22 protein-coding genes are annotated in these 24,232 nt (G+C 64.4%); 9 read left to right on the forward strand and 13 right to left on the reverse strand.

Annotation, left to right across the window (positions count from 1 at the left end):
• Nucleotides 1–65 precede the first annotated feature (65 nt).
• The 3 genes from V5F23_RS10945 to V5F23_RS10955 form a co-directional block, all read right to left on the reverse strand.
• The gene (locus tag V5F23_RS10945; RefSeq protein WP_338498374.1) at nt 66–866 is read right to left on the reverse strand and encodes a LuxR family transcriptional regulator; all 801 of its coding nucleotides are present in this window, start codon (nt 864–866) and stop codon (nt 66–68) included.
• Nucleotides 867–943: 77 nt separating this feature from the next.
• Nucleotides 944–1,528 carry an aminodeoxychorismate/anthranilate synthase component II gene (locus tag V5F23_RS10950; RefSeq protein ID WP_042728858.1) on the reverse strand — a complete coding sequence of 195 codons (585 nt, stop codon included), beginning with the start codon at nt 1,526–1,528 and terminating at the stop codon, nt 944–946.
• Nucleotides 1,525–2,940: an anthranilate synthase component I family protein gene (locus V5F23_RS10955; RefSeq protein WP_244868269.1), complete on the reverse strand. Its 1,416-nt coding sequence runs from the start codon at nt 2,938–2,940 to the stop codon at nt 1,525–1,527. The genes V5F23_RS10950 and V5F23_RS10955 overlap by 4 nt, the downstream gene beginning before the upstream one ends.
• Before the next feature lie 717 nt (nt 2,941–3,657).
• Here V5F23_RS10955 and V5F23_RS10960 point away from each other — a divergent pair.
• Genes V5F23_RS10960 through V5F23_RS10985 form a run of 6 tightly spaced genes read left to right on the forward strand, consistent with a single transcriptional unit; the run spans nt 3,658 to nt 8,655 of the window.
• The gene (locus V5F23_RS10960; protein WP_123578834.1) at nt 3,658–5,010 is read left to right on the forward strand and encodes a phenylacetate--CoA ligase family protein; all 1,353 of its coding nucleotides are present in this window, start codon (nt 3,658–3,660) and stop codon (nt 5,008–5,010) included.
• Nucleotides 5,011–5,018: 8 nt separating this feature from the next.
• Complete coding sequence (locus V5F23_RS10965; protein ID WP_042728855.1) at nt 5,019–5,564, forward strand: hypothetical protein; 546 nt, start codon at nt 5,019–5,021, stop codon at nt 5,562–5,564.
• A gap of 1 nt (nt 5,565) precedes the next feature.
• Entirely contained in the window at nt 5,566–6,249 is a 684-nt protein-coding gene (locus V5F23_RS10970; protein WP_042728854.1) for an iron-containing redox enzyme family protein, read from the forward strand.
• A 3-nt stretch (nt 6,250–6,252) separates the two neighbouring features.
• Nucleotides 6,253–6,864: a flavodoxin family protein gene (locus tag V5F23_RS10975; RefSeq protein WP_042728853.1), complete on the forward strand. Its 612-nt coding sequence runs from the start codon at nt 6,253–6,255 to the stop codon at nt 6,862–6,864.
• 5 nt (nt 6,865–6,869) lie between these two features.
• Complete coding sequence (locus V5F23_RS10980) at nt 6,870–7,778, forward strand: DMT family transporter (RefSeq protein WP_042728852.1); 909 nt, start codon at nt 6,870–6,872, stop codon at nt 7,776–7,778.
• Complete coding sequence (locus V5F23_RS10985) at nt 7,765–8,655, forward strand: alpha/beta fold hydrolase (protein WP_042728851.1); 891 nt, start codon at nt 7,765–7,767, stop codon at nt 8,653–8,655. The genes V5F23_RS10980 and V5F23_RS10985 overlap by 14 nt, the downstream gene beginning before the upstream one ends.
• An 18-nt stretch (nt 8,656–8,673) precedes the next feature.
• Here V5F23_RS10985 and V5F23_RS10990 read toward each other — a convergent pair whose 3' ends face one another.
• Nucleotides 8,674–9,558 carry a LysR substrate-binding domain-containing protein gene (locus V5F23_RS10990; protein WP_042728850.1) on the reverse strand — a complete coding sequence of 295 codons (885 nt, stop codon included), beginning with the start codon at nt 9,556–9,558 and terminating at the stop codon, nt 8,674–8,676.
• A gap of 146 nt (nt 9,559–9,704) precedes the next feature.
• Here V5F23_RS10990 and V5F23_RS10995 point away from each other — a divergent pair, with 146 nt between their 5' ends.
• The 3 genes from V5F23_RS10995 (at nt 9,705) to V5F23_RS11005 (ending at nt 16,272) form a co-directional block, all read left to right on the forward strand.
• Nucleotides 9,705–12,746 carry an FAD-binding and (Fe-S)-binding domain-containing protein gene (locus tag V5F23_RS10995; RefSeq protein WP_338474578.1) on the forward strand — a complete coding sequence of 1,014 codons (3,042 nt, stop codon included), beginning with the start codon at nt 9,705–9,707 and terminating at the stop codon, nt 12,744–12,746.
• Nucleotides 12,747–12,916: 170 nt separating this feature from the next.
• Nucleotides 12,917–14,662 carry an OPT family oligopeptide transporter gene (locus V5F23_RS11000; protein WP_212803663.1) on the forward strand — a complete coding sequence of 582 codons (1,746 nt, stop codon included), beginning with the start codon at nt 12,917–12,919 and terminating at the stop codon, nt 14,660–14,662.
• Between the two features lie 359 nt (nt 14,663–15,021).
• The gene (locus V5F23_RS11005) at nt 15,022–16,272 is read left to right on the forward strand and encodes an MFS transporter (RefSeq protein WP_212803869.1); all 1,251 of its coding nucleotides are present in this window, start codon (nt 15,022–15,024) and stop codon (nt 16,270–16,272) included.
• 7 nt (nt 16,273–16,279) lie between these two features.
• Here the strand turns inward: V5F23_RS11005 and V5F23_RS11010 are convergent, their stop codons facing one another.
• From V5F23_RS11010 to V5F23_RS11050, 9 genes are read right to left on the reverse strand one after another with little or no spacing between them, the layout of a single operon-like run.
• Entirely contained in the window at nt 16,280–18,334 is a 2,055-nt protein-coding gene (locus V5F23_RS11010) for a methyl-accepting chemotaxis protein (protein ID WP_338498379.1), read from the reverse strand.
• Entirely contained in the window at nt 18,331–19,155 is an 825-nt protein-coding gene (locus V5F23_RS11015; protein ID WP_338498382.1) for a DUF4198 domain-containing protein, read from the reverse strand. Before V5F23_RS11015 ends, V5F23_RS11010 begins: the two co-directional genes overlap by 4 nt.
• Nucleotides 19,156–19,162: 7 nt before the next feature.
• Nucleotides 19,163–19,486 carry a hypothetical protein gene (locus tag V5F23_RS11020; protein ID WP_338498384.1) on the reverse strand — a complete coding sequence of 108 codons (324 nt, stop codon included), beginning with the start codon at nt 19,484–19,486 and terminating at the stop codon, nt 19,163–19,165.
• Between the two features lie 28 nt (nt 19,487–19,514).
• Nucleotides 19,515–20,474, reverse strand: coding sequence for a zinc ABC transporter substrate-binding protein (locus V5F23_RS11025; RefSeq protein WP_338498385.1), 960 nt, complete (start codon nt 20,472–20,474; stop codon nt 19,515–19,517).
• A complete protein-coding gene (locus V5F23_RS11030) occupies nt 20,471–21,376 on the reverse strand; it encodes a metal ABC transporter permease (protein ID WP_042729199.1) in 906 nt (301 codons plus the stop codon). Before V5F23_RS11030 ends, V5F23_RS11025 begins: the two co-directional genes overlap by 4 nt.
• Nucleotides 21,373–22,053, reverse strand: a complete 681-nt coding sequence (locus V5F23_RS11035) for a metal ABC transporter ATP-binding protein (RefSeq protein ID WP_338498386.1) — start codon at nt 22,051–22,053, stop codon at nt 21,373–21,375. The genes V5F23_RS11030 and V5F23_RS11035 overlap by 4 nt, the downstream gene beginning before the upstream one ends.
• 14 nt (nt 22,054–22,067) lie before the next feature.
• Nucleotides 22,068–23,003 (reverse strand): zinc ABC transporter substrate-binding protein, encoded by a 936-nt coding sequence (locus tag V5F23_RS11040; protein ID WP_123578845.1) that lies wholly within the window; start codon nt 23,001–23,003, stop codon nt 22,068–22,070.
• Complete coding sequence (locus V5F23_RS11045) at nt 23,000–23,740, reverse strand: hypothetical protein (protein WP_123578846.1); 741 nt, start codon at nt 23,738–23,740, stop codon at nt 23,000–23,002. Before V5F23_RS11045 ends, V5F23_RS11040 begins: the two co-directional genes overlap by 4 nt.
• Nucleotides 23,740–24,228: a DUF6644 family protein gene (locus tag V5F23_RS11050; RefSeq protein WP_042729195.1), complete on the reverse strand. Its 489-nt coding sequence runs from the start codon at nt 24,226–24,228 to the stop codon at nt 23,740–23,742. The genes V5F23_RS11045 and V5F23_RS11050 overlap by 1 nt, the downstream gene beginning before the upstream one ends.
• Nucleotides 24,229–24,232: the final 4 nt, after the last annotated feature.

Genomic DNA, 24,232 nt, shown 5'->3' on the forward strand with positions numbered 1-24,232 from the left:
CGGGGCTGTGAAGAGTTCGCGGAAAGCGAGGGGAGGTTTCAACGTGCAGGTTCGGAAAAAACCACTCAGTGAGTGGTTTTTTTCAACGCGTGCACCGCTGGGGTAATCGTCGGCATGACCAGTCCGAAGGCCGCCGCTGCACCGACGGCCTGTTGGCGGTTCACCGAGCCGAGCTTGCGTCGGGCGTTGAGCAGGTGGAAGTCGATGGTCCGTTCCGAACACGTCAGGATGTGGCTGATTTCCCAAGTGGTCTTGCCGGCGCTGGCCCAATACAGACAGTCCAGTTCCTTGGGCGTCAGGTCCTGGCGGGGAGGGGCCGGCCCGCGCAACTGATGGCTCATCCCGGCGAGCAGGTAGGGGATGAGCATGAACAGTTGGTAGACGGCGGGGTTGGAAAACGCGTCCGGCTCGGTGATGTCGGTGTCATCGAGGGCCACGCTCAATGTCCCCCTGAGCAGTTCGTAGCGCAGCGGAATGCTCAGGCCGCTGCGCAGGCCATAGAGCTCGCGCTGCTGCCAGAAGTGCCGGGAGCGCCCCCGGGCACGCCGGCGTTCGCGGTCCCAGAAAAACGGCACCAGCTCGCGTCGGCAATGCCTGAGTATCGGGTCGATGTCGATCAGCCCGTCGCCGCGATACTGGTCAAGCCAGCGTTTGGGAAAGGTGGTAATGAGGCCGGCGAGCGGGTCGGTGTCCCTCGGCGTCGCCGGGCCCAGGCTGATGAGGTAGCTGCTGAAGCCGAGTTGGCGCAGCACTTTGTTCAACTGGCGCTCCCAATCGCAACGGTGGGCATCCTTGGCGAGATTCATGAAGGCGGCCAGCGGTGCGGTACGCCCGGCCGGCGGCCGGGGGGCGTTGTGTTTGTCCATAAACGAGTCGCTCTTGTCATAGCGGGAATGAAACGGCTGCGGCACGGGAAGAAGGGGCGCGTGCCCCTTCGAGCGGATCACTGGCGCACGTAACACTTGATGAAGCTGCGGAACAGGTCCAGGCCGTTTTCGGTCAGGATGCTCTCCGGGTGGAACTGCACCCCTTCCACCGGCAGGTGACGATGGCGCACGCCCATGACATAGCCATCGTCCGTGGACCTGGACGTCACTTCCAGGCAATCGGGCAGTTGTTGGTCGCTGATCATCAACGAATGATAACGAGTGGCTTGTATGGCACGTGCGTCGGTGTGGTCATAAACGCCCTTGCCGTCGTTCTCGATCGTGCTCACCTTGCCGTGCATCACGTGCGGGGCCCTGCACACCTGGGCGCCGAAGGCCAGGCCGATGGCCTGGTGGCCCAGGCAGACGCCCAGCAGCGGCAGGCGGCCCTGGAAATGATTGATCACCTCTATGTAGCCGACATCGGCCGGATGCCCAGGGCCAGGGCCCAGCACGCAGAAATCCGGGGAGAACGCCTCGATGCGCTGGAGAAGGTCTGGCACGTCGTGACGCTCGACGCGGGTTTCCAGCCCCAATTGTTCCAGGTATTGGCTGATGATGAAGACGAAGCTGTCATAGGCGTCGATGAGGAATACTTTCACAGTCCGATCTCCTGTCCGGTTACCGCTCGGTACACGGAACCCATTTTGTACAACGTTTCTTTCCATTCCATCTCGGGGACCGAGTCGGCGACCACGCCGGCGGAGGCCCGCAGGTGGTAGGTGCCTTCATCGAAGACCGTCGAGCGGATGCACAAGGCGGTGTTGACGCTGCCGTCGAAACCGACCAGGCCCAGGGCCCCGGCATAGATGCCACGGCGGTTGCTTTCCATGCCCTCGATCAGTTCCATCGCCCGGACCTTGGGCGCGCCGGACATGGTGCCGGCGGGGAACGAAGCCTTGATCACGTCGTAGGCGTCGAGCCCGGGACGCAACAGGCCGCGGACGTTCGAGACCATGTGATAGAGGTGCGAATACTCTTCCACCAGCATGAACTCATCGACCTCCAGCGAGCCGGCCTGGCAGACGCGGCCGATGTCGTTGCGGCACAGGTCGATGAGCATCAGGTGCTCGGCGCGCTCCTTCTCCGAGCGCGTCAGCTCCAGGACCAGTTCGGTGGGGTCCACGCCGGGTTTCTTGCCGACGGTGCCGGCGATCGGGCGCATCTCGATCAGGTCGTCCCTGATCCGGACGAACAGCTCGGGGCTGGCGCCGATCAGGTCGATACCGCCCACGTGGGCCAGGTACATGTAGGGCGACGGGTTGCGAAGCCTCAGGTTCTGGTACACCTCGAACGGCGTGACCTGCGAGCGAATGCGGATCTCATGGCCGAGCTGGATCTGGTAAACGTCACCGGCGCGGATGTGCTCCATCGCCACTTCGACGCGCTGGTGAAACTGCTCCGGGGACACCGTGCGGGTTTCCTCGAAGGTCGCTGGGTACGCCGGCAACTCCGGCGTTTGCGCGGGCTCGGCGGCGCTCAGAAAGGGGTAGTCTTGCACGGTGCGGGCCGCCCACAAGGGGTGGTTGTTGATCAGGGTTTCGACGATGCCGTTGCTGTGCAGATACACCAGGGTCTGGTAGACCGACAGGGCGATGAGCGGGTAGTCGTAGGTTTGCTCGGCCAGGTCGGGAAGCCGCTCGATCAGGCGAACGCAGTCGTAGGAAAAATAGCCGAAGAACGCCAGGCTGGAAGGAGCATTGGCCGCCGGCTGGAACGTCGCCTGGATGGCCCGCAGCAGGTTCCAAGCCGCCTCGCTGTCCGGCAGGTGGATCTTGTGTTCGTGATCGATCTGCACGCCGTCTTGTTGCAGGTGCTCGCGCAGGTGCTCGCAAAGCGCAGGGCAACCGCGCAATTGTGCCTGGCCTTCATCGATGCATACTTCGAAGAGCGGGTCGAGCCCGATGATCGTCGCGCGGCGGTCGCGGCTCGGGCCGGAGAGTGATTCAAGAATAAAGACAGACTCACGACCTCGTTGAGCCGCGGCACTTGCATATATACCCAATGCGTCCATGGGTCGACGTTCTTCACGGCGAGTTACTTTGACGTCAATTAATTTTCTGTTCACGGTTAATACCATTTTCGAGGTGCAGCGATTCAGGCACTCCATTAAAAGAGCGCCACGGAAATATAAAGTGCGTAAACACTTTAAATAGGAATGGACGAATATCCTGAATGTTCGGGACGAACGCTGTTTATGCCGCGCGCAATACCAGGCCGGCCACGGATTGCGGCCAGTCAACGTGCAGGGCACAAGGCGCGAACGCTTTCGAGTTCAAGGATGAAGAGTCAGGATGTTGCTGGCAGGCAGCAGACAGGCGCTGGTCTTCGCTGGATTAGCGACGCCAGATATTGCTTTTGAAGATGGCCAGAATGGCCCGGGAACAGCTGTCGGGGCAGCTGTGGGAGGAACTGATAGCAGAAAGGTGATAGTACATTTTAGACATCCCAGTCTTGGCTAGGCACTGCGGGAAATAAACGGCAGTGCGGCGAAATTACCAGTGCCCCCCTGGGCTGTCAACCGTAAACCGGGACGGATATTCATCTTTCATTCATTGCTTAATGTTGATCAGCGCAAACGCTGTCCCTGTCCATTATGTAAACGCGCGTGCTCATAACAAGAAACGCGTGTGCGCACAACTGTGTAATCGCTCAGCTGGGTATTTGTAACTTCAGTCACTAACGTAGCGGCCGTTGAGTTCCAGTAACCCATCAACCCTGAGCGGCTGACATGAAAGAGCATCTAGAGACATTCAAGAAACGGTACGATCCGATCCACCAGGCCTATTGGACCGACGTCCTCAGCGACGCCGCGCTGGCGGCATGGCACCAGGAACAGTTGCGGGAAGTGATCGGCCATGTGAAGCGTTCCTCGCCGTTTTACTCCAGGCACCTCGCCCAGGTCGACGAGCGTTCGCTGACTCTGGATGACCTTGCCAGCGTGCCTTTCACCACCAAGGATGACCTGCGCGAGGCCGGTTTCGACATCTTGTCCGGCCCCCTCGAAGACAGCATCTTCTACTACGAGACCACGGGCACCACCGGGCCTGCCACGCCATGCCCACGGGACCGCAAGGAAAGCTACGCGAGCAATCGCCAACTGGCCATGGCCTACCAGGCCGTGATCGAAAAGCATTTTCCGGGGGAGAAGACGGTCGTCGGCATCATGGGCCCGACCGAGGTCCATTCCTTCGGTGACACCCTGGGCGATGTCTGCACCCAGCTCGACCTGTGCAATGCCAAGATCTGGCCGCACTCGCCGGTGATCGGCTGGGCCAAGTCCCTGCAGTTGCTCAAGGACCTGCGCATCGGCGTGCTCGCATCTGCGCCGGGGTTGTTGCTGGCCATGGCGAAGGAAGCCGAGCGCCAGGGCTTCAATCCGCGCGAGGATTTCGCCTTGCGTGCCTTCATGATGAGCGGCGAACTGTGCACGCCGGCGTTGAAGAACAACCTCTACAGCCTGTGGGGCGCGCAGGCCTACAACAGCCTGTATGGCTCCCAGGAAGCGATGATCATCGCGGCCTGCAACGCCAACGACCAACTGGTTCCCCATCGCCTCAACTACATCATCGAAGTGCTCGACCCCAAGTCCGGGCAAAGCCTGGGCAGCACCGGCGATGGCGAGCTGTGCGTGACCATGTTGATTCCCGGCAGCAAGCCTTTGGTTCGCTACCGCACCGGTGACCTGGTCTCGATCCAGTCGCGGCCCGGCTACCCGCAATCGATGCGCCAGACCGTCAAGGTGGTCGGCCGGGTGAAGGACGCGGTGCAACTGAATGATCGTGCCTTCTCGGCCGCGCAGATCGAGCAGGCGCTGCTTGAAGGCGTCGAGCAGTGCCTTGGCTACCAGATCGTCCTCAGTCGCGCCAATGATCGCGATACCGTCATCGCCAAGCTGGAAATGTCGCGCTTCTTCGAGGGCGACCGCGGCCGCCTGGTGCTGCTGATCAAGGAACGCCTGCGCGAACGGCTGGGGGTCGAGGCCACGGTCATGGTGGTGAGCGACCTGGCCGATCACGTGAACCTCGGCAGTTGGTTCAGCTGGAAAGAAGCGCGCATCGTCGATCAGCGTCAAGGCCAGTGAGGTCAGCGATGAGCCTGTCTGTTCGCGTGATCGACCACGCCAATGAGCTGTTCGAGTCTGTCCGGCAACTGCGCAACCGTTACCTGGGGACCAACCCGGCCAGGGAGGATGACTTCGAGCGACGAGAGCAGTTGCGCGACGCCTTGTCCTATCACCTGGTCTACCTGGACAACGACGAAGTGGTCGGGACCCTGCGCGTCACGCCCCTGGGCCATGGCCTGAGTTTCGTCGAGCGGGCCGTCAACGTGCACGCCTATTTCCAGCAATCGACCGATGCCTTCGATGCCAATCGCCTGGTGCTGGATGAGCGCTATCGCGGGGGACGGCACCTGCGCCTGTTTCTCTTGCAAGCGGCCATCTGGCTGAGGGCCAACACCCATCTGCGGTTCATCTCGGCACTGTGCCGCGGCCCGTTGGCCGCGCTGTATGTCGGCCTGGGCGGGCGCGTGCTGGTGGATGACGTGACCTGGACCGGAGAGCAGGTCGAGCGGCGCTACAGCCTCGTGTACCTGGAACTCGAAAATGTTTACCACACCGTTAAAGGAGCCATTTGAAATGCATGCATTCTTCAAGGAACTCGACGCCATCGTCGACGCGGGCTGGGCCCAGATCAAGCAGGGCGCCTACTGGAAATTCAGTCAGGAAAACCCGACATCGCCCGCGCTCTATCAGCAGTTGATGCTGCAGGTGTACCACTACACCCGCTACAACTCGGTCAACCAGGCCGCGTGTGCCTTCAGCGCCGATCCGGAAGAAACGACCCTGCTGCGTTTCGTCTACAAGCACGCCCTGGAAGAGCTGGGCCACGAGCGCATGGTGCTGCGCGACCTCGAATCGGTCGGGCTGCTGCCGCAGGAAATGCCGGCGCCCCTGGCGCCGACCCAGGCGCTGATTGCGTTCCTCAACGACGTGGCGATCCGCAAAGGGCCGATTGCGCGGCTGGGCTACAGCTACTGGGCCGAGGACGTCTACGAGCACATCCAGCCGATCCTGGAACGGTTCCGCGCCGACCTGGGCCTGAAGGACGAGCAGATGACCTTCTTCGTCGCTCACTCGACCATTGATGAGAAGCATGCCGAGGAAGTGCGCGTGGCCATGCAACGAGCGGTGAAGACCGAAGAGCATCGCCGCCAGATCAAGGAAGTGGCGCGTGTCACGTTGTGGCTGACCGGGCAACTGATGGAGGAGGCGTTACGCGCTTACCTGGTGAGTGAAGAAGGGCTGCGGGAGGCGTCCTGAATCATGAACCTGACCATCATTGTCGGTTCCAGCCGACCTTGTGGGGTCAGTGCACGGGTGGTGGCGCTGGTGCGCCGCCACCTGGGCGAGGAGGTCGAGGTCGATGCCATCTGGCTCAAGGACTACCGGATCGACTACTGCGACGCCGATAACGCCTGCTCGGAACAGGACTGCGCGGTGCAGGACGACGTCGGGCAGTTGGTGGCGCGGCTGGATCGCGCCGATGCGGTGCTCTACCTCCCCGTCATGCACGCCTACGGTACCAACAGTCGCTTCCAGGCGTTCCTGGAGCGGGTCGGCTACGGCTTCCTGCGGCCGCGCCAGCGGCCCTTGCGCGACAAGCTCGCGGCGATTGCGGTCGTCGGCCGGCGCTATGGGCACACGGCCGTTTTCTCCCAGGTCGCGTTGAACGTGCTGCTCAACAAAATGATCCTGGTGGGCTCGGGCTTTCCACCGTGCTTCCAGACACAACTGGCCCACGACCCCGAAGCGGAGCAGGCCTTGTGCGAGACGCTGGACCGGCTCTGCGAGCACCACCGTCGACTTCACCCCACGGGGCTCGTGCCGGCCAAGCCGGAACGGATCCTGCGCCCCATTCAGTTTCAGAAGGGATAACCGTCATGCCATTGAAAGATTCATTGCTGGCGCTGCTGGTCGCGCTGCTCTGGGGCGCGCAGGTCACCGCCGTGAAGATCGGCGGCGCCGAGTTGCCACCGATCCTCATGGTCGCCATGCGCTACGCGATCATGGCGCTGTTTCTCCTGCCGTTGCTCAAGCGTCTCAAGCGCGAACAATTCGGGACCGTGGCGCTGGTCGCGACGATCACCGGCACCTTGCACTTTGGCTTGCTGTATTGCGGCATCGCCCGGGTAGATGCCTCGACCTCGGCGATCATCTACCAGTTGGCGGCCCCCTTTACCCTGATCCTGGCGTTCGCGTTGTTGGGCGAAGTGCTCAAGGTGCAGGTGCTGGTGGGCATCGTGCTGGCGTTCGCCGGGGTGCTGGTGCTGCTGGCCAAACCGTCGGCGAGCGGGAGTGTCGTGGGCATGCTGCTGGTGGCGCTGGCGGCCCTGGCCTTCGCGCTCGGGTCGGTATTGACCAAGCGCCTCGGGCCGTTGGCCCCGCTGGCGTTGAGTGCCTGGACCGCTGTGATTGCCGCACCGCAACTGCTGCTGTGGTCGTTCATCCAGGAAGGCGGGCAATGGGCAAGTGTCCAGGCGGCCAGCGCCCAGGCCTGGTGGGCGGTCGTGTATACGGCGCTCAGTGGCGGCCTGCTGGGGTTCGGCCTGTGGTTCTGGTTGCTGGGGCGCAATTCGATGCAGCAACTGAGCCCGTACCTGCTCCTGGTGCCGTTGTTCGCGATCGCCGTCAGCCAGATCCTGCTCGCTGAAGGGATCAGCCAGCGCCTGGTGATCGGTGCCGCGTTGACGCTGTCGGGCGTGGCGTTGTGCCAACTGCGCGTGGCGCAACGGCTTTTTTCCAGGCTCGCGGGGCGCAAGCGGCAAGAGGTGGCGGATGAACAGCGTTGATCGGCTGTTGCTCGGCACCTTGCGCCTGGTCCACCGCTGGCAGTTCGGCCTGAAGCTGCGCTGGCACACGAGTGAGCAGGGACGCCTGGCGTACCTGCAAAGCACCGGCGAGCGGACAGGCCCGACCCTGGTCATCCTGCACGGCCTGGGCGCCAGCAAGGATCAGTGGGGGCCTGCGATCCTGGGCATGGCGCGCCGTCACCCGTGTCTCTTCGTCGATCTGCCGGGCCATGGCCAGTCTTTGTACGCGCCGTCCGCGGGTTACGGGCCGCAGGCCTTGCTGGCAGCGCTTGAGGGCCTGTTGGATAAGGTCGTCGAGGGGCCTTTCGTGCTGGTCGGCAGCTCCCTGGGCGGTTGCGTAGCCGGCCTGTACGCCGCCAGGCATCCCCAGCGGGTCAGTCACCTGGTCCTGCTGGCGCCGGCGGGACTGGGCCCGAACGCGCTCGGCCCGGCGTTGCAAGCAGGCCTGCAAGGGCAGGGCAGCGTCTTTGGTTATCGCACGGTCGAGGAAATGCGGCAGTTCTGGCGCTTGTTGTTCCGCCAGCCGCCCCGGGTAGGCGGGCGCCTGGCGCAGGCCATGGCCGCCAGCGGCAGGGCGAGGTTCGCGGCGGTACAGCGAGTGGTCGAGGACTTTCGCCGCGAAGGCTTGGATGTGCTGCTCGATCGGCTTCCGCAAATCGTTTCGAGAACGTTGGTGATCTGGGGGCAGCATGACCAGGTGTTCCTTCCCGCGACACTGGATCACCTGCTCCAGCAATTGCCCGATGCCCGTGGCCAGTTGATCGAAGACTCAGGGCATGTGCCCTACCTTGAGCGGGGCGCCGAGGTCGTCACGGCCATCACCGGCTTCATCTCGGCCCCCGGGCCTGCGCGCTGACCGTGGCGCGCCTGGGCATCAGATCTGCTCCAGCAACCAGCTACGGAACGCCCGCAGCGACGGCAGCATTTCGTTGCGGGGCGGGTAGGTCAGGTAATAGCTGCGGCGGCTGGCGACCGGCAGGTCAAGGCTGATCAGTTCGGCGTTGGCCAGCTCATCGGCCACCAGGATGCGCGGTACCAGGCCGATGCCGATGTCCGCCTTCACCGCCTGGATCAGGTGAGAGGTGAGTTCGAAGCTGGGGCCCAGGCGCATCATGCGGTGGGGCAGGTTGTAATGGCTGAACCAGTCGCCCCAGACGGTGGGGTTGTTCGCCACGTTGAGCAGCATCTGTTCGCTGATCCGCTGTGGGGTCCACGTCTCATGGACCTTGGCCGCTTGCGCGGAAATGACCACGGTCAGTTCTTCGGCGTGCAGGCGATGGCTGATCAGGCCGGGCATGTCGGCATGGCCGACGACGATGGCGGCATCGATGTCGCTGGTGTCGAAGTCGATGGCATCGATCCGGGAGTTGATGTGCACCAGGATGCCGGGGTGGGTCTTGTAGAACGCATGCAGCCGCGGCAGCAGCCACTTCGAACCGAACGTCGGCAATGTCGCCAGGCGCAAGGTGCCACTGCCGGACTGATACGCCATCGCCTGCAACGTCGCGCTACGGATGCGCCCGAGCGCCTCACTCATTTCCCGCTGGTACAGGCGTCCGACGTCGGTCAGCCGGACCTGCCGGCCTTCACGACGAAACAGCGTCAGCCCCAATTGTTCTTCCAGGGCCTGCACCTGCCGGCTGACGGCGCTTTGGGTCAGCGACAGCTCCACGGCGGCGCGGGTATAGCTTTCATGCCGGGCCGCGGCTTCAAATGCCAGCAGCAGCGACATGGACGGTGTGAGGTGGCGATAATTCATTCGTAAAAGTCATCGATAGCGGCAGGATTATCCGTTTGTCTGGCCGCAGAGCCTAAGGGAACATTGGCTAAAATGCCGGTCCGAGCCTGACCGATTCATGCGCCGGCGACAAGTATGACCTGATGAGACCCTTGAGAGGCCATTAAATGATCGCCCAATTGCCGGCCGTTGCCCCTGCGGCCCATTACCCGGAATTTCTCGAGGCCCTGCGCGCCAGCGGCTTTCGTGGCCACTTGAGTGCCGACTACGCCACCCGTACCGTGCTGGCGACCGACAACTCGATCTACCAGCGCCTGCCGCAAGCCGCGGTCTTTCCCCTGGACGCCGATGACGTCGCGCGCATTGCCCGGCTGATGGCCGAACCGCGCTTTCGCCAGATCAAACTGACGCCACGAGGGGGAGGCACTGGCACCAACGGCCAGTCCCTCACCGACGGCCTCGTGGTCGACCTGTCGCGGCACATGAACACCATCCTTGAGATCAACGTGGCCGAGCGCTGGGTGCGGGTGCAGGCGGGCGTGGTCAAGGACCAGCTCAACGCTGCGCTCAAGCCCCATGGGTTGTTCTTCGCCCCGGAGCTGTCCACCTCCAACCGCGCCACCGTGGGCGGCATGATCAACACCGATGCCAGCGGCCAGGGCAGTTGCACCTACGGCAAGACCCGCGATCATGTGCTGGAACTGCACAGCGTGCTGCTCGGCGGTGAGCGCCTGCACAGCCAGCCGCTGTCCGACGCCGAGCTGACGCAGGCCTGCGCCGAGCCCGGGCGCATCGGCGAGGTGTACCGCACCGCGCGGCAGATCCACGACACCCAGGCCGACTTGATCGAGTCGGTGTTCCCCAAGCTCAACCGTTGCCTGACCGGTTACGACCTGGCGCATCTGCGCGATGAGCAGGGGCGTTTCAACCTCAACAGCGTGCTGTGCGGCGCCGAAGGCTCGCTGGGTTTCGTGGTCGAGGCCAAGCTCAACGTGCTGCCGATTCCCCACTATTCGGTGCTGGTGAACGTGCGCTACGGCAGCTTCATGGACGCCCTGCGCGATGCCAATGCGTTGCTGGCCCACGAGCCGCTGTCGATCGAAACCGTGGATTCGCGGGTGCTGATGCTGGCGATGAAGGACATCGTCTGGCACAGCGTCGCCGAATACTTTCCGGCAGACGCCGAGCGCCCGACCCTGGGCATCAACCTGGTGGAATTCAGCGGCGACGACGCCGCCCAGGTGAATGCTCGCGTGGCGGCGTTCGTGGAGCACCTGCAAAGCGACAAGACCATCGAGCGCCTGGGCCATACGCTGGCCGAAGGCGCCGCGGCGGTGAACCGCGTCTATGCCATGCGCAAGCGCTCGGTGGGCTTGCTGGGCAACGTCGAGGGTGAAGTTCGCCCGCAACCGTTCGTGGAGGACACGGCGGTCCCGCCGGAGCGGCTCGCCGACTACATCGCCGAGTTCCGTGCATTGCTTGACAGCCACGGCTTGAGCTACGGCATGTTCGGCCACGTCGACGCCGGGGTGCTGCACGTACGCCCGGCCCTGGACATGAAGGACCCGGCCCAGGCTGCGCTGGTCAAGCCGATTTCCGATGCCGTGGCCGCACTCACCCAACGCTACGGTGGCTTGCTGTGGGGTGAGCATGGCAAGGGCCTGCGCTCGGAATACGTGCCGGCGTTCTTTGGCGAACTGTACCCGGCGTTGCAATCGCTCAAGGGCGCATTCGACCCTCACAACCAGTTCAACCCCGGCAAGATCTGCACGCCGCCGGACGCCAGCGAAGGCCTGCTCAAGGTCAACGAAGTGACCCTGCGCGGTGAACTGGATCGGCAAATCGACGAGCGCGTGTGGCAAAGCTACGGCACCGCCATGCACTGCAATGGCAACGGCGCCTGCTACAACTTCGACCCCGACGACGCCATGTGCCCGTCGTGGAAAGCCACCCGCGAACGCCAGCATTCGCCCAAGGGCCGGGCGTCGTTGATGCGCGAGTGGTTGCGCCTGCAAGGCGCGGCCAATGTCGATGTACTGGAGGCGGCACGTGACGGAGCGTCCTGGCTCAAAGGCTTGCCGACGCGGTTGCGCAACAACCGTGCGCGGTCACAGGGCGAGGCGGATTTCTCCCATGAAGTCTACGACGCCATGGCCGGCTGCCTGGCCTGCAAATCCTGCGCGGGGCAGTGCCCGGTCAAGGTCAACGTGCCGGAGTTCCGCTCGCGTTTCCTGCAGCTCTACCATGGCCGCTACCAACGGCCGCTGCGCGACTACCTCATCGGCTCGCTGGAATTCACCATCCCCTACATGGCCTACGCACCGGGTCTGTACAACGCGGTAATGGGCTCCAAATGGCTGAGCCGGCTGCTCGCGCGCCAGGTCGGCATGGTCGACAGTCCGCTGATCAGTCGCTACAACCTCCAGGCCACCTTGACCCGCTGCAAGGTCGCCGTCGCCAGCGTGCCCGCCCTGCGTGAGTTGAGTGCCGCACAACGTGAGCGCAGCGTGGTGCTGGTGCAGGACGCCTTCACCCGCTACTTCGAAACACCGCTGCTGGCGGCCTTCATCGAGCTGGCTCACCGCTTGGGCTACCGGGTTTTCCTTGCACCCTACAGCGCCAATGGCAAGCCGTTGCACGTGCAGGGTTTCCTCGGTGCCTTCAACCAGGCGGCGATCCGCAACGCCACCCAGCTCCAGGCCCTTGCCGACTGCGCGGTGCCCCTGGTGGGCCTCGACCCGGCCATGACCCTGGTCTATCGCCAGGAATACCAGAAGGTGCCGGGGCTCGACGCGTGCCCGAAGGTCTTGCTGCCCCAGGAGTGGCTCGTCGATGCGGTGGCGCCGCAGACGGCGCCCGTGGCGCGCACGTTCCGCTTGCTCGCACACTGCACGGAAAAGACCAACGCGCCCGCCAGCACGGCCCAATGGCAGACCGTGTTCGCCCAGTTGGGGCTCAAGCTGGTGACCGAGGCGACCGGCTGCTGCGGCATGTCCGGCACCTACGGGCATGAGGTTCGCAACCAGGACAGCTCGCGAACCATTTTCGAGCAGTCCTGGGCCGATAAGCTGGACAAGGAAGACGAAGCCTTGGCCACGGGCTATTCCTGCCGCAGCCAGGTGAAGCGCCTGGCGGACAAGCAGCTGCGTCACCCGCTGGAGGTGGTCTTGGAGCAGGTGTTGGCCGGGCAGGCGCAGAAGGCTGGCTGAGTCCGGTGGGCTCAGCCGGGGATCTATTCTCTGGCTGGGCCTGCGCTTTCGCGAGCAAGCTCCCACACGCGGATTTGCCGGTGTGTGTGAACCTTCCGTGCATGCAACGCTCACTTGTTAAGCCGTCGCGCCGAGTGATCGTGCTGTCTCATCGCCGATAAGGAATTCGCATGCTCCACACCTCGCCACCGAATCCCCTCGACAGCCCTGTGCAACGCGAGCTCAGCCTACGAGCGGTCACGACCGGGATCGTGCTTGGGATCCTGTTGACGCCTTCCAATGTGTACGCCGGGTTGAAGATCGGCTGGTCGTTCAACATGTCGATCATTGCCCTGCTGATCAGCTACGGCATCTGGCAAGGCCTGGCCCGGCGTTCCGGCGCCGGGGTGCCGTGGACGCTGCACGAAAGCAACATCAACCAGACCGTGGCGTCTGCCGCGGCCTCGATCATTTCCGGTGGATTGGTGGCGCCGATTCCGGCGTACACCTTGCTGACCGGGCAGCAATTGGATGCCCTGCCGATGGTGGCCTGGGTGTTCTCGGTGAGTTTTCTCGGGATCTGGATTGCCTGGTACCTGCGACCGTCGTTGCTCAATGACAAGGCGCTGAAGTTTCCCGAGGGGATGGCGACGCTGGAAACCCTGTTGCACATCTACAACCACGGCCATGAGGCAGCAACGCGCCTTAAGGTGTTGCTCGGCGCCGCGTTCGTGTCCGGGCTGGCCAAGTGGATCGACACATTTATGTGGGCCTTGCCACGCTGGGCGCCGACGGGCCAGTTGGAGCGCCTGACCTTCACCGCTGACCCCTCGCTGCTGTTGCTGGGGTTCGGCGGCATTATCGGGATTCGTGTCGGCCTGAGCCTGCTGCTGGGGGCGTTGCTGGCCTGGGGCGGGTTGGCGCCGTGGTTGCTGGGGCAAGGCCTGGTGCAGTTGCCCCCTGGCAGCAGCGGTCCGCAGTTCGCGGCGCTGGTGGAGTGGTTGTTGTGGCCGGGCGTGAGTCTGATGGTCTGCTCGACGCTGGCCTCCCTGGCGATTCGCCTGTGGTCGTTGCACGCGTCCACCCAGGCCGGTGGCGGGGCGCTCTGGCGGGTGCCCAAGGTGGGGCCAGCCGCCGGTTTCGGGCTGGCGATTGTCCTGGTGGTGAGCCTGCAAGCGCTGCTGTTCGGCATCAACCTGTGGATGGCCTTGCTGACCATTCCCCTGGCCATCTGCCTGGCCGCCGTGGCCGCCCGGGTGGTCGGCGCCACGGGTATTCCGCCCATCGGGGCCATCGGGCAACTGTCACAGCTGAGCTTCGGCATCGTGGCACCTGGGCAGGTGCCGATCAACCTGATGAGCGCCAACACCGCCGGCGGCTCGGCCGGACAGTGCACCGACCTGATGAACGATTTCAAGGTGGGCCGGGCGATCGGCGCGACGCCGCGCAAGCAGTTGATCGCCCAGACCCTGGGGATTTTCGTTGGCAGCATCGTCGGGGTACTGGCCTATCTGGCCTTGATCCCGGACCCACAGGCCATGCTGCTCTCCGAAGAATGGCCGGCCCCGGCGGTCGCCACCTGGAAAGCCGTGGCGCAAACCCTGACCCATGGCCTGGATTCCCTGTCGACGAGCATCCGTTGGTCGATTTTCGTCGGCGGCCTGGCCGGCTTGCTGCTGGGCATACTCGACAGCATGTTGCCCGAACGCCATGCCCGGCTGCTGCCCAGCACGGCGGCCCTGGGCCTGGCGTTTGTACTGCCGGCATCGGTGTCGTTGATGATGGCTTTCGGCGCCGTGCTCACCTGGCTGGTGAGCTGCCGCTGGCCGACCGTCACGGAACGGTTCGCCATCACCGCGGCAGCGGGGTTGATTGCCGGGGAAAGTATCACTGGGGTCGGGGCGTCACTGTGGGCGATGCTGGGCAACGGAGGATAGGCCTACCCCACACGGGGGCGCCGTCATCTCTTTGTGGGAGCGGGCTTGCCCGCGAAGGCGGAGGGTCAGTTTGCTCCGGTGCTGGATGGGCCACCGCCTTCGCGAGCAAGCTCGCTCCCACAAGGGGATCTGTGGCGGACACACCTCTCCAGTCCGCCAAATGACTCTGTGGGAGCGGGCTTGCCCGCGAATGCGGTGGGTCAGTCGCTGGGTTGGCTGGATGAAATGACGCCTCGCTCCCGTCGTCTGACGGTTTGACTGAATGAAGAAGGGACCTTAGGGTCGCCTTGCGCTTGCGGCATTTGAGCGTCAGTGCCGCTGTCAATTATCTTCGGGCCAATGCCCTTGCCGAGGCCTACGTGGATCGACACCTGGATCGCCGCAATAACCTGTCCCTGGACAGCCTGAACTTCTTCCTCGCCGACGTCCGCGACGGGCTGGGGCCATACCTGGCCATCTATCTATTGGCCGTGCATCAATGGCAACCCTCCAGCATCGGCATGGTCATGACCCTGGCGGCCGTCGCCGGGCTCATCACCCAGGGCCCCGCCGGCGCGTTGATCGACCGCGTTCGCAGCAAGCGCGCGGTGGTGGCGGTCGCGGCCTTGCTGGTGACGCTGGGGTGCCTGGTGTTGCCATTCACCTCTTCGTTTGGTCTGGTGGCGTTGACCCAGGCCCTCAGTGCCGTGGCGGCGTCGGTGTTCGCCCCGGCCATCGCGGCCATTTCCCTGGGCATCACCGGGGCGAAAGCCTTTACCCGGCGGACCGGGCGCAACGAAACCTTCAATCATGCGGGCAACGCCTGCGCCGCGTTGCTGGCCGGTGGTTTCGCCTGGCTGTTCGGTCCCATCGCGGTGTTCTACCTGATGGCGGCGATGGCCTTGGCCAGCATCATCGCGGTCAGTTGCGTGTCCGCCGAAGCCATCGACCATGATGTGGCCCGCGGCCTGGAGACCGGCCAGACCGTCACCGGCGAGATGCCTTCGGCGTTACGGATCCTGCTGGATAACCGCACGCTGTTGCTCTTCGCCATGTGCTGCGCGCTGTTCCACCTGGCCAATGCGGCGATGCTGCCGCTGGTCAGTCAGAAACTCGCTCAGGCCAACGCGCACCTGGCCACGCCGCTGACCTCGGCGTGCATTGTGGCGGCGCAACTGGTGATGGTGCCGATGGCCTGGCTGGTGGGCCTCAAGGCCGACATCTGGGGGCGAAAGCCACTGCTGCTGGCCGGATTCCTGATCCTGCCGATTCGCGGCGTGCTGTACGTGCTTTCGGACGATCTTTACTGGCTGGTGGCGGTGCAATTGCTCGACGGCATCGGCGCCGGGCTGTTTGGCGCGCTGTTTCCGCTGGTGGTCAAGGACCTGACCCAGGGCACGGGACGGTTCAACGTCAGCCTCGGCGTGCTGTCCACTGTGTTCGGCCTCGGCGCCGCGTTGAGCAACAGCCTGGCGGGCTTCGTAGTCGAAGGGGCGGGCTACAGCGCGGCATTCCTGACACTTGCCGCGATTGCTGCGCTGGCCTTCGGCTTGCTGTTGGCCATGCCGGAGACCTGCCTGTCACGGCGTGCCCCACGGCCCGATGCCGCCGTGGCGGGGGCCATGGAGTGACTTGACGTCAGCCCGCTCCTGCACGGAAGTGCCCGACCAGTTGCTGCTGATGGTTTGCCATGTCGTACAGCGAATGGCTGGCTTGCGAGGCGTCCTGCATGCGGCTGGTCAATGTCTCGCTGATAACTCGGATGTCGCTGACGCGATGGCTGATGTCTTCCACCACGGTGCTTTGCTCCAGGGCCGCGCTGGCGATCTGCTGATTCATGTGTTCGATCACTTCCACGGCGTTGGCGATGTGTTGCAGCGCGCCATGGGTCTGTTCGACATGGATGACGCTGCCCCGGGCCAGTTCGCGGCTCTGTTGCGTGCTCTGCACCACCTCCAGGCTGAGTTGTTGCAGTGCTTCGATGACACTGCGTATCTGCTCGACCGAGGCCTGGGTATTGCTGGCCAGGTGGCGAACTTCGTCCGCCACCACGGCGAAGCCGCGTCCCTGTTCACCCGCCCGGGCGGCTTCGATGGCGGCGTTCAAGGCCAGCAGGTTGGTCTGTTGAGCGATGGCGCAGATCACATCCAGCACCTGGTTGATCTGCTGGCTGTTATCGGCAAGCGCCTTCACTTGCCCGAGCGTCGTCTCCAGGCGCCGGTCGAGGGTCTCGATGCTGCCGGCGGCGTTGGCGAACAGTTCCTGGCCTGATCGGCTGGCGTGATCGGCCGCCGCGGCGGCGTCGGCTGCCTGGTGGGAATGGCGCGCAACTTCCTGGGCGCTGACGCTCATCTGATGCAGCGCGGTGGCGGCCAGTTCCACTTCCTGGTACTGCTGGCGCATGCCGGCGCTGACTTCCTCGGCCACCCTTGCCGAGGTGTCGGCGTTATCTCGCGTGTCTTGGGACGCTTGCTGGATGTTGCGGATAATGGGCTGCAGCGTGTCGAGAAACCGGTTGAAGCCCCGTGCCAGTTGGCCCAGTTCGTCGTGGCGCTCATGGGGCAGGCGCCGGGTCAGGTCGCCGTCGCCCTCGGCAATGGCGTCGAGTAAGCGCACGACGTTGAGCAACGGGCGGGTGACGCCGTAGGCGCTGAGCCAGATCAGCAGCAATCCGCAGCCGCCGGCCAGCAGGCCCAAGCCGAGGTTGAACCAGTTCTCCTGGCGCCGCTTGTCGTCCAGTTGTGCCTGCATTTTCAGCGCGGGTGCTTGCACCTGTTCTTGCGGCACGCGTATCTGCAATTGCCAGGGCGCGTTGCCGGTGACCGTTTGCACGGCTTGGCGGACGTCGATGCTGGCGGCCGACACCGTGCCACCTTGCCCGGCCACCTGGCCGGAGGCGGACAGGATCCTGATTTCACTCTGCCCGGCATACAGGTCCGCGGCGAGATGGGCCGCGAGTTCCTGCAGCGTACTGAGACTGATGTCCATGCCCACGACACCGAGGGTCTTGCCGTCGACGACCAGGGGCACCGAAATGCTGCTCATAAGGGTCTTGTGCCCCTCGACTTCGACGGCGTAGGGCTCCGTGACGCAGACGCGACCTTGCGTCTGCGGACACACGAACCAGGCGTTGGCTGGTTCGCTGCCGGCCGGTGCGGTGTCGGCAAAGATCTGGGCTTCGCTGAGTACTTCCTGCACCAGGCGCCCAGGCTGGCTTTGCGACCAATACAGGGCAAAGCGCCCGATCTCGTTGCCGGCCAGATCACGCCTCCCGGAAAAGCCGGCATCTGCATCGCCCAGTGCGTTGGGGAGCAACACGACATACAAGCCGAGGATCTTCTCGTGTCGCGCGAGCGCCTGGCGCGTCACGCCGAGCAGGTCATGACGCAGTTGCTCGACCGTCAGTCGCCCGTCCCTGGCCTGGGCGTGCAGTTGAAGAATCGTCTGGGCAAGCCCCTCGCCGTACAACGCTGTTTCATTGAAAAAACGCTCGACTCGCTGACCATGGAACGAGGCTTGGGCCTGCAAGCGTTCCAAGGCCGCTTGCCCCAGCAACTCACTGCTCTGGCGTTTCAGCAATGCGGCACTCTGTTGGTTCTGATACAGCGCCGCCGCGGTCAGGGCCCCGACGACGACCAGCAGGACCAGGCCACTCAGGAGGGTGATCCGCCATTGGATGGTGAGGCGATTCATTTCATGTCCCTGGCTTGGACCCACAGCACCGCGTCCTGGGACAGCGGCTTGCCCTTGTGGGTTTTCGTGGTGCCGATGTCGAGGGCGGCAATGCCCCACCAACCGGCCCGGGGTAGGCCGATGGTGATGATGCCCTGGGCATCGGCGTATGTGCTCGTGGCGTTGAAAGAAGCCTGTGGGGCCGTGACGTCGGCATGTTGGCCGAAAGTGTTGTTGTCGATCTCGACGGCGTGGTTGAGGTATTCGACTTCCACCTCGGCGAACGGCACAGGCTTGCCGTCGGCCAGCACGACAGCGCGGAACACGCCGCCCGTCCAGTTTGCATAAGGCTTGCTCAGTGGCTGGATCTCCACCGGCAGGCCCTGTGGCTCAGCCCAGTTGCCGGGCACGCCGCCGATGTTCACGACCAGCTTGGTGAACTGCTGGATGTAGACGTCTTCTTCGGTTTCCAGGTAAGGCTCGGGTTCGAGTACGAAGATATGGTCACCCAGTGATCGCACCACTTCACGGGGAATTGAGGCGCGGTAGGCGGTTGCCCGGTTCTCGCGGCTTTGCCACTGGACAGGCCGCAGGTACTGGCGCAGGTCGATTTTTTCCCCGCCATGGGCGCTGGTGTGACTGAAGGCGCGGGGCGTTTCCATGACCATGGTGGGGCCACCGGCGAACGGGTGCGTGAAGACGACCGCGAACTCCAAGGGTTCGCCGCGTGCCAGGGCGGTGTCCTTGACGTAGAGCATCTGGAAATGCGCCTGCGCGGCGCCGGTCATGCCGATGAGCATCGCCGCGACGAGGCCTTGGAGCAGCGTTCTTGGATGGGGCATGGTCGATTCACTGTGTGATTTCGGAGGACTGGATCGAGACGTCATGGCCGTCTCCGCCAAGGAACGACACCGAGTAGCTGCCGGTGGGGGGCTGGAACCTGTAGGTGTTGTCATGGCCGACACTGCCTTCGAGCAGCACTTTGCCGCTGGCGTCCCGGACGTAGACTTTCCTGCCGGCGGCGGAGCTGCCGTCGGTGAAGCCAGCCTCGCATTTCACCTGGTCATTGGCCTCGATGTAGCAGTCGAAGACCGGCCCATGGGCAAGGACCGCCTGGCAGAACAGCAGGGCACCGGCGATGGCTGGTCGGTGCATCGAACAGGGCATTTTCATAGGGGGCAGTCTCCAGGGGCCGAGTGAGTCATTGGTGTGGGTCGGTGGCGGCGAACGCCGTGAGCAAGGCGTCCAGGTTCACGCGCACGAGTGCGTCATAGGCGACGGTTCCCTTGGCGAGTATTCCTGGGTTGCCCGCGTCCAGTATCAGCAAGCGAGCGCCGCCATCCTCGATGGCCTTGGCGATCCTGGCGTCCGGCGCCCATTTGTGGACCACCACGTGGATGTCTCGCTCGCGCAGGTAGCGGCTCAGCGCGGCGCGGTCGTCGTCGCTCCAGTCGACGTCCTGGCAGACAAACCAGCCGTCGACAAAAATGTCGAACTCGCCGAACAGGTAGATGAACTCATCGGCCAGCGACAACACGCGCAGGTCCGGCCGCTGCGCGAGCCGGTCGCCGTATTCGGCCTTGAGTTGGCGCAAGCCGCCTTCGAGTGTGGCGAGGTTGCGTTGTATTTGCGGGGCGTCGGCGGGGGCCAGGCGTATCAGGTCGGCGGCGATGTTCGCCGACAGGCGCATGGCATTGATGGGACCGAGCCAGGCGTAAGGCGACGGGCCGCCGTTGCCGTTCCGTGCACCGGCCCAGGGCACGTCGTTCGCGGGTGTGCGGGCCACGGCGACGCCGGGCCTGATCGAGTCCCAGGAGCGCGAGGCGTCGATCTCGACGGTGCGCAGATTGTGACGACGGGCCGCGGCAAACAAGGGGTCGGCGCGCCAGAGACTGCCGAGGGTGATCACCGCATCGGCCTGCTGGAACACGCTGGCGTCCAGGCGCGCCAGTGCGTTGGCCTGGCTCTCCATAGGCGTGGCGGCATCCGGCGGCAGACGGACGACTTCGATGCCGGTGTCGGCGCTGAGGGCTGAAGTCAATGCCTGTAACGCCGGCAGCGCGACCAGCACCCGGGGGCCGGCGAAGGCGGCCGGCGGAGTGCCCAGCAGCAGGACCAGCAGCGCGAGCCAGGAGCGAGACGACCGGCCAAGCCTCTTCATAGGCTGGCCCCCCGGAATCGGGCCGCGGTCGCACGCAGCACGGCGGTCACGATGAACACCAGGGCAGCGACGATCACGATCGCACCACCGGTGGGTACGGGAATCTGGAACTGCATGGGTGCCAGGATGCCGACGATGCAGGCAAAGGTGGCAATCAGGACGGCAAGCGTGACCAGCCCCGGGAGCGAGCGGCTGACATTGCGCGCCGCTGCGGCCGGTATCAACAGCAGGGCCTCGACCAGCACGGCGCCGATGATCTTCAGGCAAGCCACCGTCACCAGGGTCACCAGTATGACGAACAGGTACTCGACGCTGCGCACCGGGACGCCCCGGGCGTGTGCCAGGCTCGGATTGAGGCTGCTCAGCAGCATGCCGTTGTACAGCGGCAGCCCGACGAGCGCACAGGTCGCTGTGACGGCGAGCAGCACGTTCATGTCGGTGTGGTCCACCGCCAGAATGGAACCGAACAACACGCTTTCCATCACATGGGTGTTGATTTTTGCCGACACGAACAGCAGCAACGATGCCCCGACCGCCAGCGAGATCGACAGGAACACGCCGATCAGCGTGTCGTTGGACAGTGCCGTGCGATGCTGGGTGTACTTGAGGGTCAGCGCAAACAACACGCAGAAGCCGAACATTGACCAGTAGGGCGAGGTGTAGGACTCGCCGATCAGCACGCCAATGGCAACCCCGGTCATGGCCGCATTGCCGACGGCCTGGCTGAAGAAGGCCATGCGCTTGATCATCACCATCGAGCCCAGCACGCCCAGCAACGGCCCTATGAGCAGTGCGCAGAGCAACGCATTGATCACGAACTCGTATTCGAACGGTTGCGGCAGGAAGTGGTTCGCCGCAAGCGCCTGGAGATGGTCGCGAATGAACGTGTAGAAGGCGCTCATCGGGACATCTCCAACTGGCCGGCGACCTGATGCGGGTCTCCATGGAACATCACCTGCCGGTTGATCCCGGTGACCGACTGGGCAATGCGCCTGACCTGTTCGAGGTCGTGATTGACCCAGAGGATGGTGGTGCCCGTGCGGTGCAGCTCGACCACCAGTGCCTCCACCAGGCGTATGCCGGCTTCGTCGATGCCCGCCGTTGGCTCGTCGAGGATCAACAAGCGGGGCGCCGGGGTGATCGCCTGGGCTAGCAGCACGCGCTGGCGTTCGCCACCGGACAGGCCACCAAAGGGCTTGTCTCCCATACCGGCAACGCCGGTACGCGCGAGGGCCTGGGTCGTCGCCGCACGGTTGGACCGGGTTGCCCCCAGGAACGCCGGCTTGCGCTGGCCGAGCAGGGCCATGACATCGTTGACCGTCATGGGCAGGTTGTGGTCGAAATCCAGCCGCTGCGGGACATAGCCCATGGGCCTGGCGCACTCGCCTTCGAGGCGGATGGTCCCTGAGTGCGGCATCTGGCCGAGCAGGGCGCGCACCAGCGAGGTCTTGCCACCGCCATTGGGCCCCACCAGGCAGTGGAGCGCTCCGGCTTCGACCCGCAAGCTCACCCCGTCCAGTGCTTGCGTGCCTCCCAGTTGCAGCGAGACGTTATCGAACACGACAGCGGGTCCACGCATCAGGTTTTTCTCCTTCATTTTGGCTGGGTGAATTCGACGGCCTCGGCCAGGGTCTCGAGGTTTTCGCTCATCGCCACCTCGAACTCGTCCGCGCTGTAGGCGCCGCCGGTGATGTGGGACAGGGCGAAGACTTTCACCCCGGTCGCAGCCTCGATCGGCTGGGCCAGGTCGATGGAGAAGTACTTTTCGGCGAACAGCACGCGGACATTGGCTTTCTTGATCGCGTCGAGGGTATTGGCCAACTGCCGCGCGGTCGGCGCGACGCCATGGCGCGGCTCGATCACGGCACTGACGAACAGCCCGAACTCCTGCATCAGGTAGTCGTAGCCGGCGTGCGTCGTGGCACAGCGGAACGAAGACAGGTCCAGGTTGGCGAAGCGGTTCATGAAGCGTGCCCGTAGCGCGCGGATGCGCCCGGCGTAGGCCAGGGCATTGCGTCGATAGGCCGGCGCGTTGTCCGGGTCCAGCTCGCCCAACCGGCGGGCGATCTCGAACACCTGCTGTATCGCGGCGGTGGTGGAGACAAAGGTATGCGGGTTGACCACCTTGGCACCGCCCTGGTCGCCGGCGATGGGAATGAGGGCGACCGTGGCATTGGCCTGGATGATGGGCAGGTTCTCGGCGCGGCCGGCGGCCTTGACGATCTCGAAGGCCCATTGGTCGTGGCCGATACCGTTGACGACCAGGGCGTCGAGCGTCATCGCCCGGGTGATGTCGGCGGGCAGCGGCTGGTAGTTGTGCGGGTTCGCCTGCGCCGGAATGAGCGCCACCACCTGCGCCTGGTCACCAACGATGTTGGCCACGAAGCTGTAGTAGGGATGCAGGGTGACACCGATCTTGAGCTTCTTGCCCTGGGCATGGGCCTGGCCGACGAGTGCGATGGCAGGGAGGAGCATCAGCAGCGCGATACACCGGCGCAGCCGGGCGCGGCAGCTTGCAGGGACGATCATGGCAAGGTTCCTTTTACGCGTTCGATTTCGCGGCTGCCGTCATAGGCAATGACCTGGCGCCAGCCTTTGCTGACCAGCGACTCGGGCTTGACGATGCCGGGGTAGCGCGCGTCCGGGTCGCGGTGGACCCAGATCGTGGCCTGGTTGGCCCACATGACGCCGGCATGGGCATGCCCGATCACCAGCAGGTAGGCGCTCTGGCCTGGCGCGCTGCCACCGGCGCCGTAATAGACCGTCGCGCCCTGGCCTTGGGTGGCTTGCGACACGCTGGCAGTGCCCGGGGCCGGCGCAGGAGCATCGGCGTGACCTTCGGTGTGCGTGTCGCCGGCAACGGCATGGGGTTGGTGGGTGCCTGGCAGGATCAATTGCCAGCGCACCTTGCCGTTGGCCTTCCAGAAGGCATCGCGGTAGAACGGCGGCAGCACGAGCTTCTGCGCCTGCTCCAGGGTGATCCAGCCGCCGGTGTCGTTGTTGAACCAGATGATTTCCTCGCCGGCCGGCAGCAGTGCGCCGTGGATCGCCTGGTCGACCGCACCCAGGCCGTCGAAGGAGCGGACCTGCCAGCTCAAGGCGGTGGGCGGGACGGCTTTCTGGGGTCGCAACAGTACATAACCGGCGACGCTGGCGATGACCGCCAGGGTCATCAGCAGCAGGGCCACCGACTCCCATCGGCCCGAGCGCGGGCTCACCAGCCTGGTCGCGGCGCCTGTGGGGCTGCGTGGCAACAGGCGAGCCATCAGAAAAAAGCGATCCAGCGGCCGAGGCACACCACCCCGGCCCACAACACCATCGAGCTGAAGCCGGCGACGCGCGCCTGGCCGGGGGGCGGTAGCGTCGCGTCCCATTCCTCGATCCGGCGAAAGACCCCCAGGTGGAATATGCCCATGTTGATGCCCGCCAGCAGCAACAGCCCCATCTTCCACCAGAAGATCGGGTTCTGCGCATAGGTGGAAGCGTTGGAAGCGAACATGAGCAGGCCGGTGATCACACACGTCGCAAAGGCGACCCAGGTGAATGGCAGCAGCTCCTGGATCAGCCGCAACGCGCTGCGGCGATGGGCAGCGATGCCGAGCAGGCGCAAGTCCACCACGGCGATGGTGCCGAACACCAGGGCGATGCCGATCACGTGCACCGATTCGAGGGTGGGGAAAGCCGAGCCCGATTCCCTGATCCAACTGGCGACAGTGGTGGCTTCGAGGGCTTGCAGGGCGGATTGAATGTCCATGGCG

Origin of the sequence: Pseudomonas sp. WP18 (assembly GCF_036689585.1) — a bacterium.
GTDB lineage: Bacteria > Pseudomonadota > Gammaproteobacteria > Pseudomonadales > Pseudomonadaceae > Aquipseudomonas > Aquipseudomonas chlororaphis_E.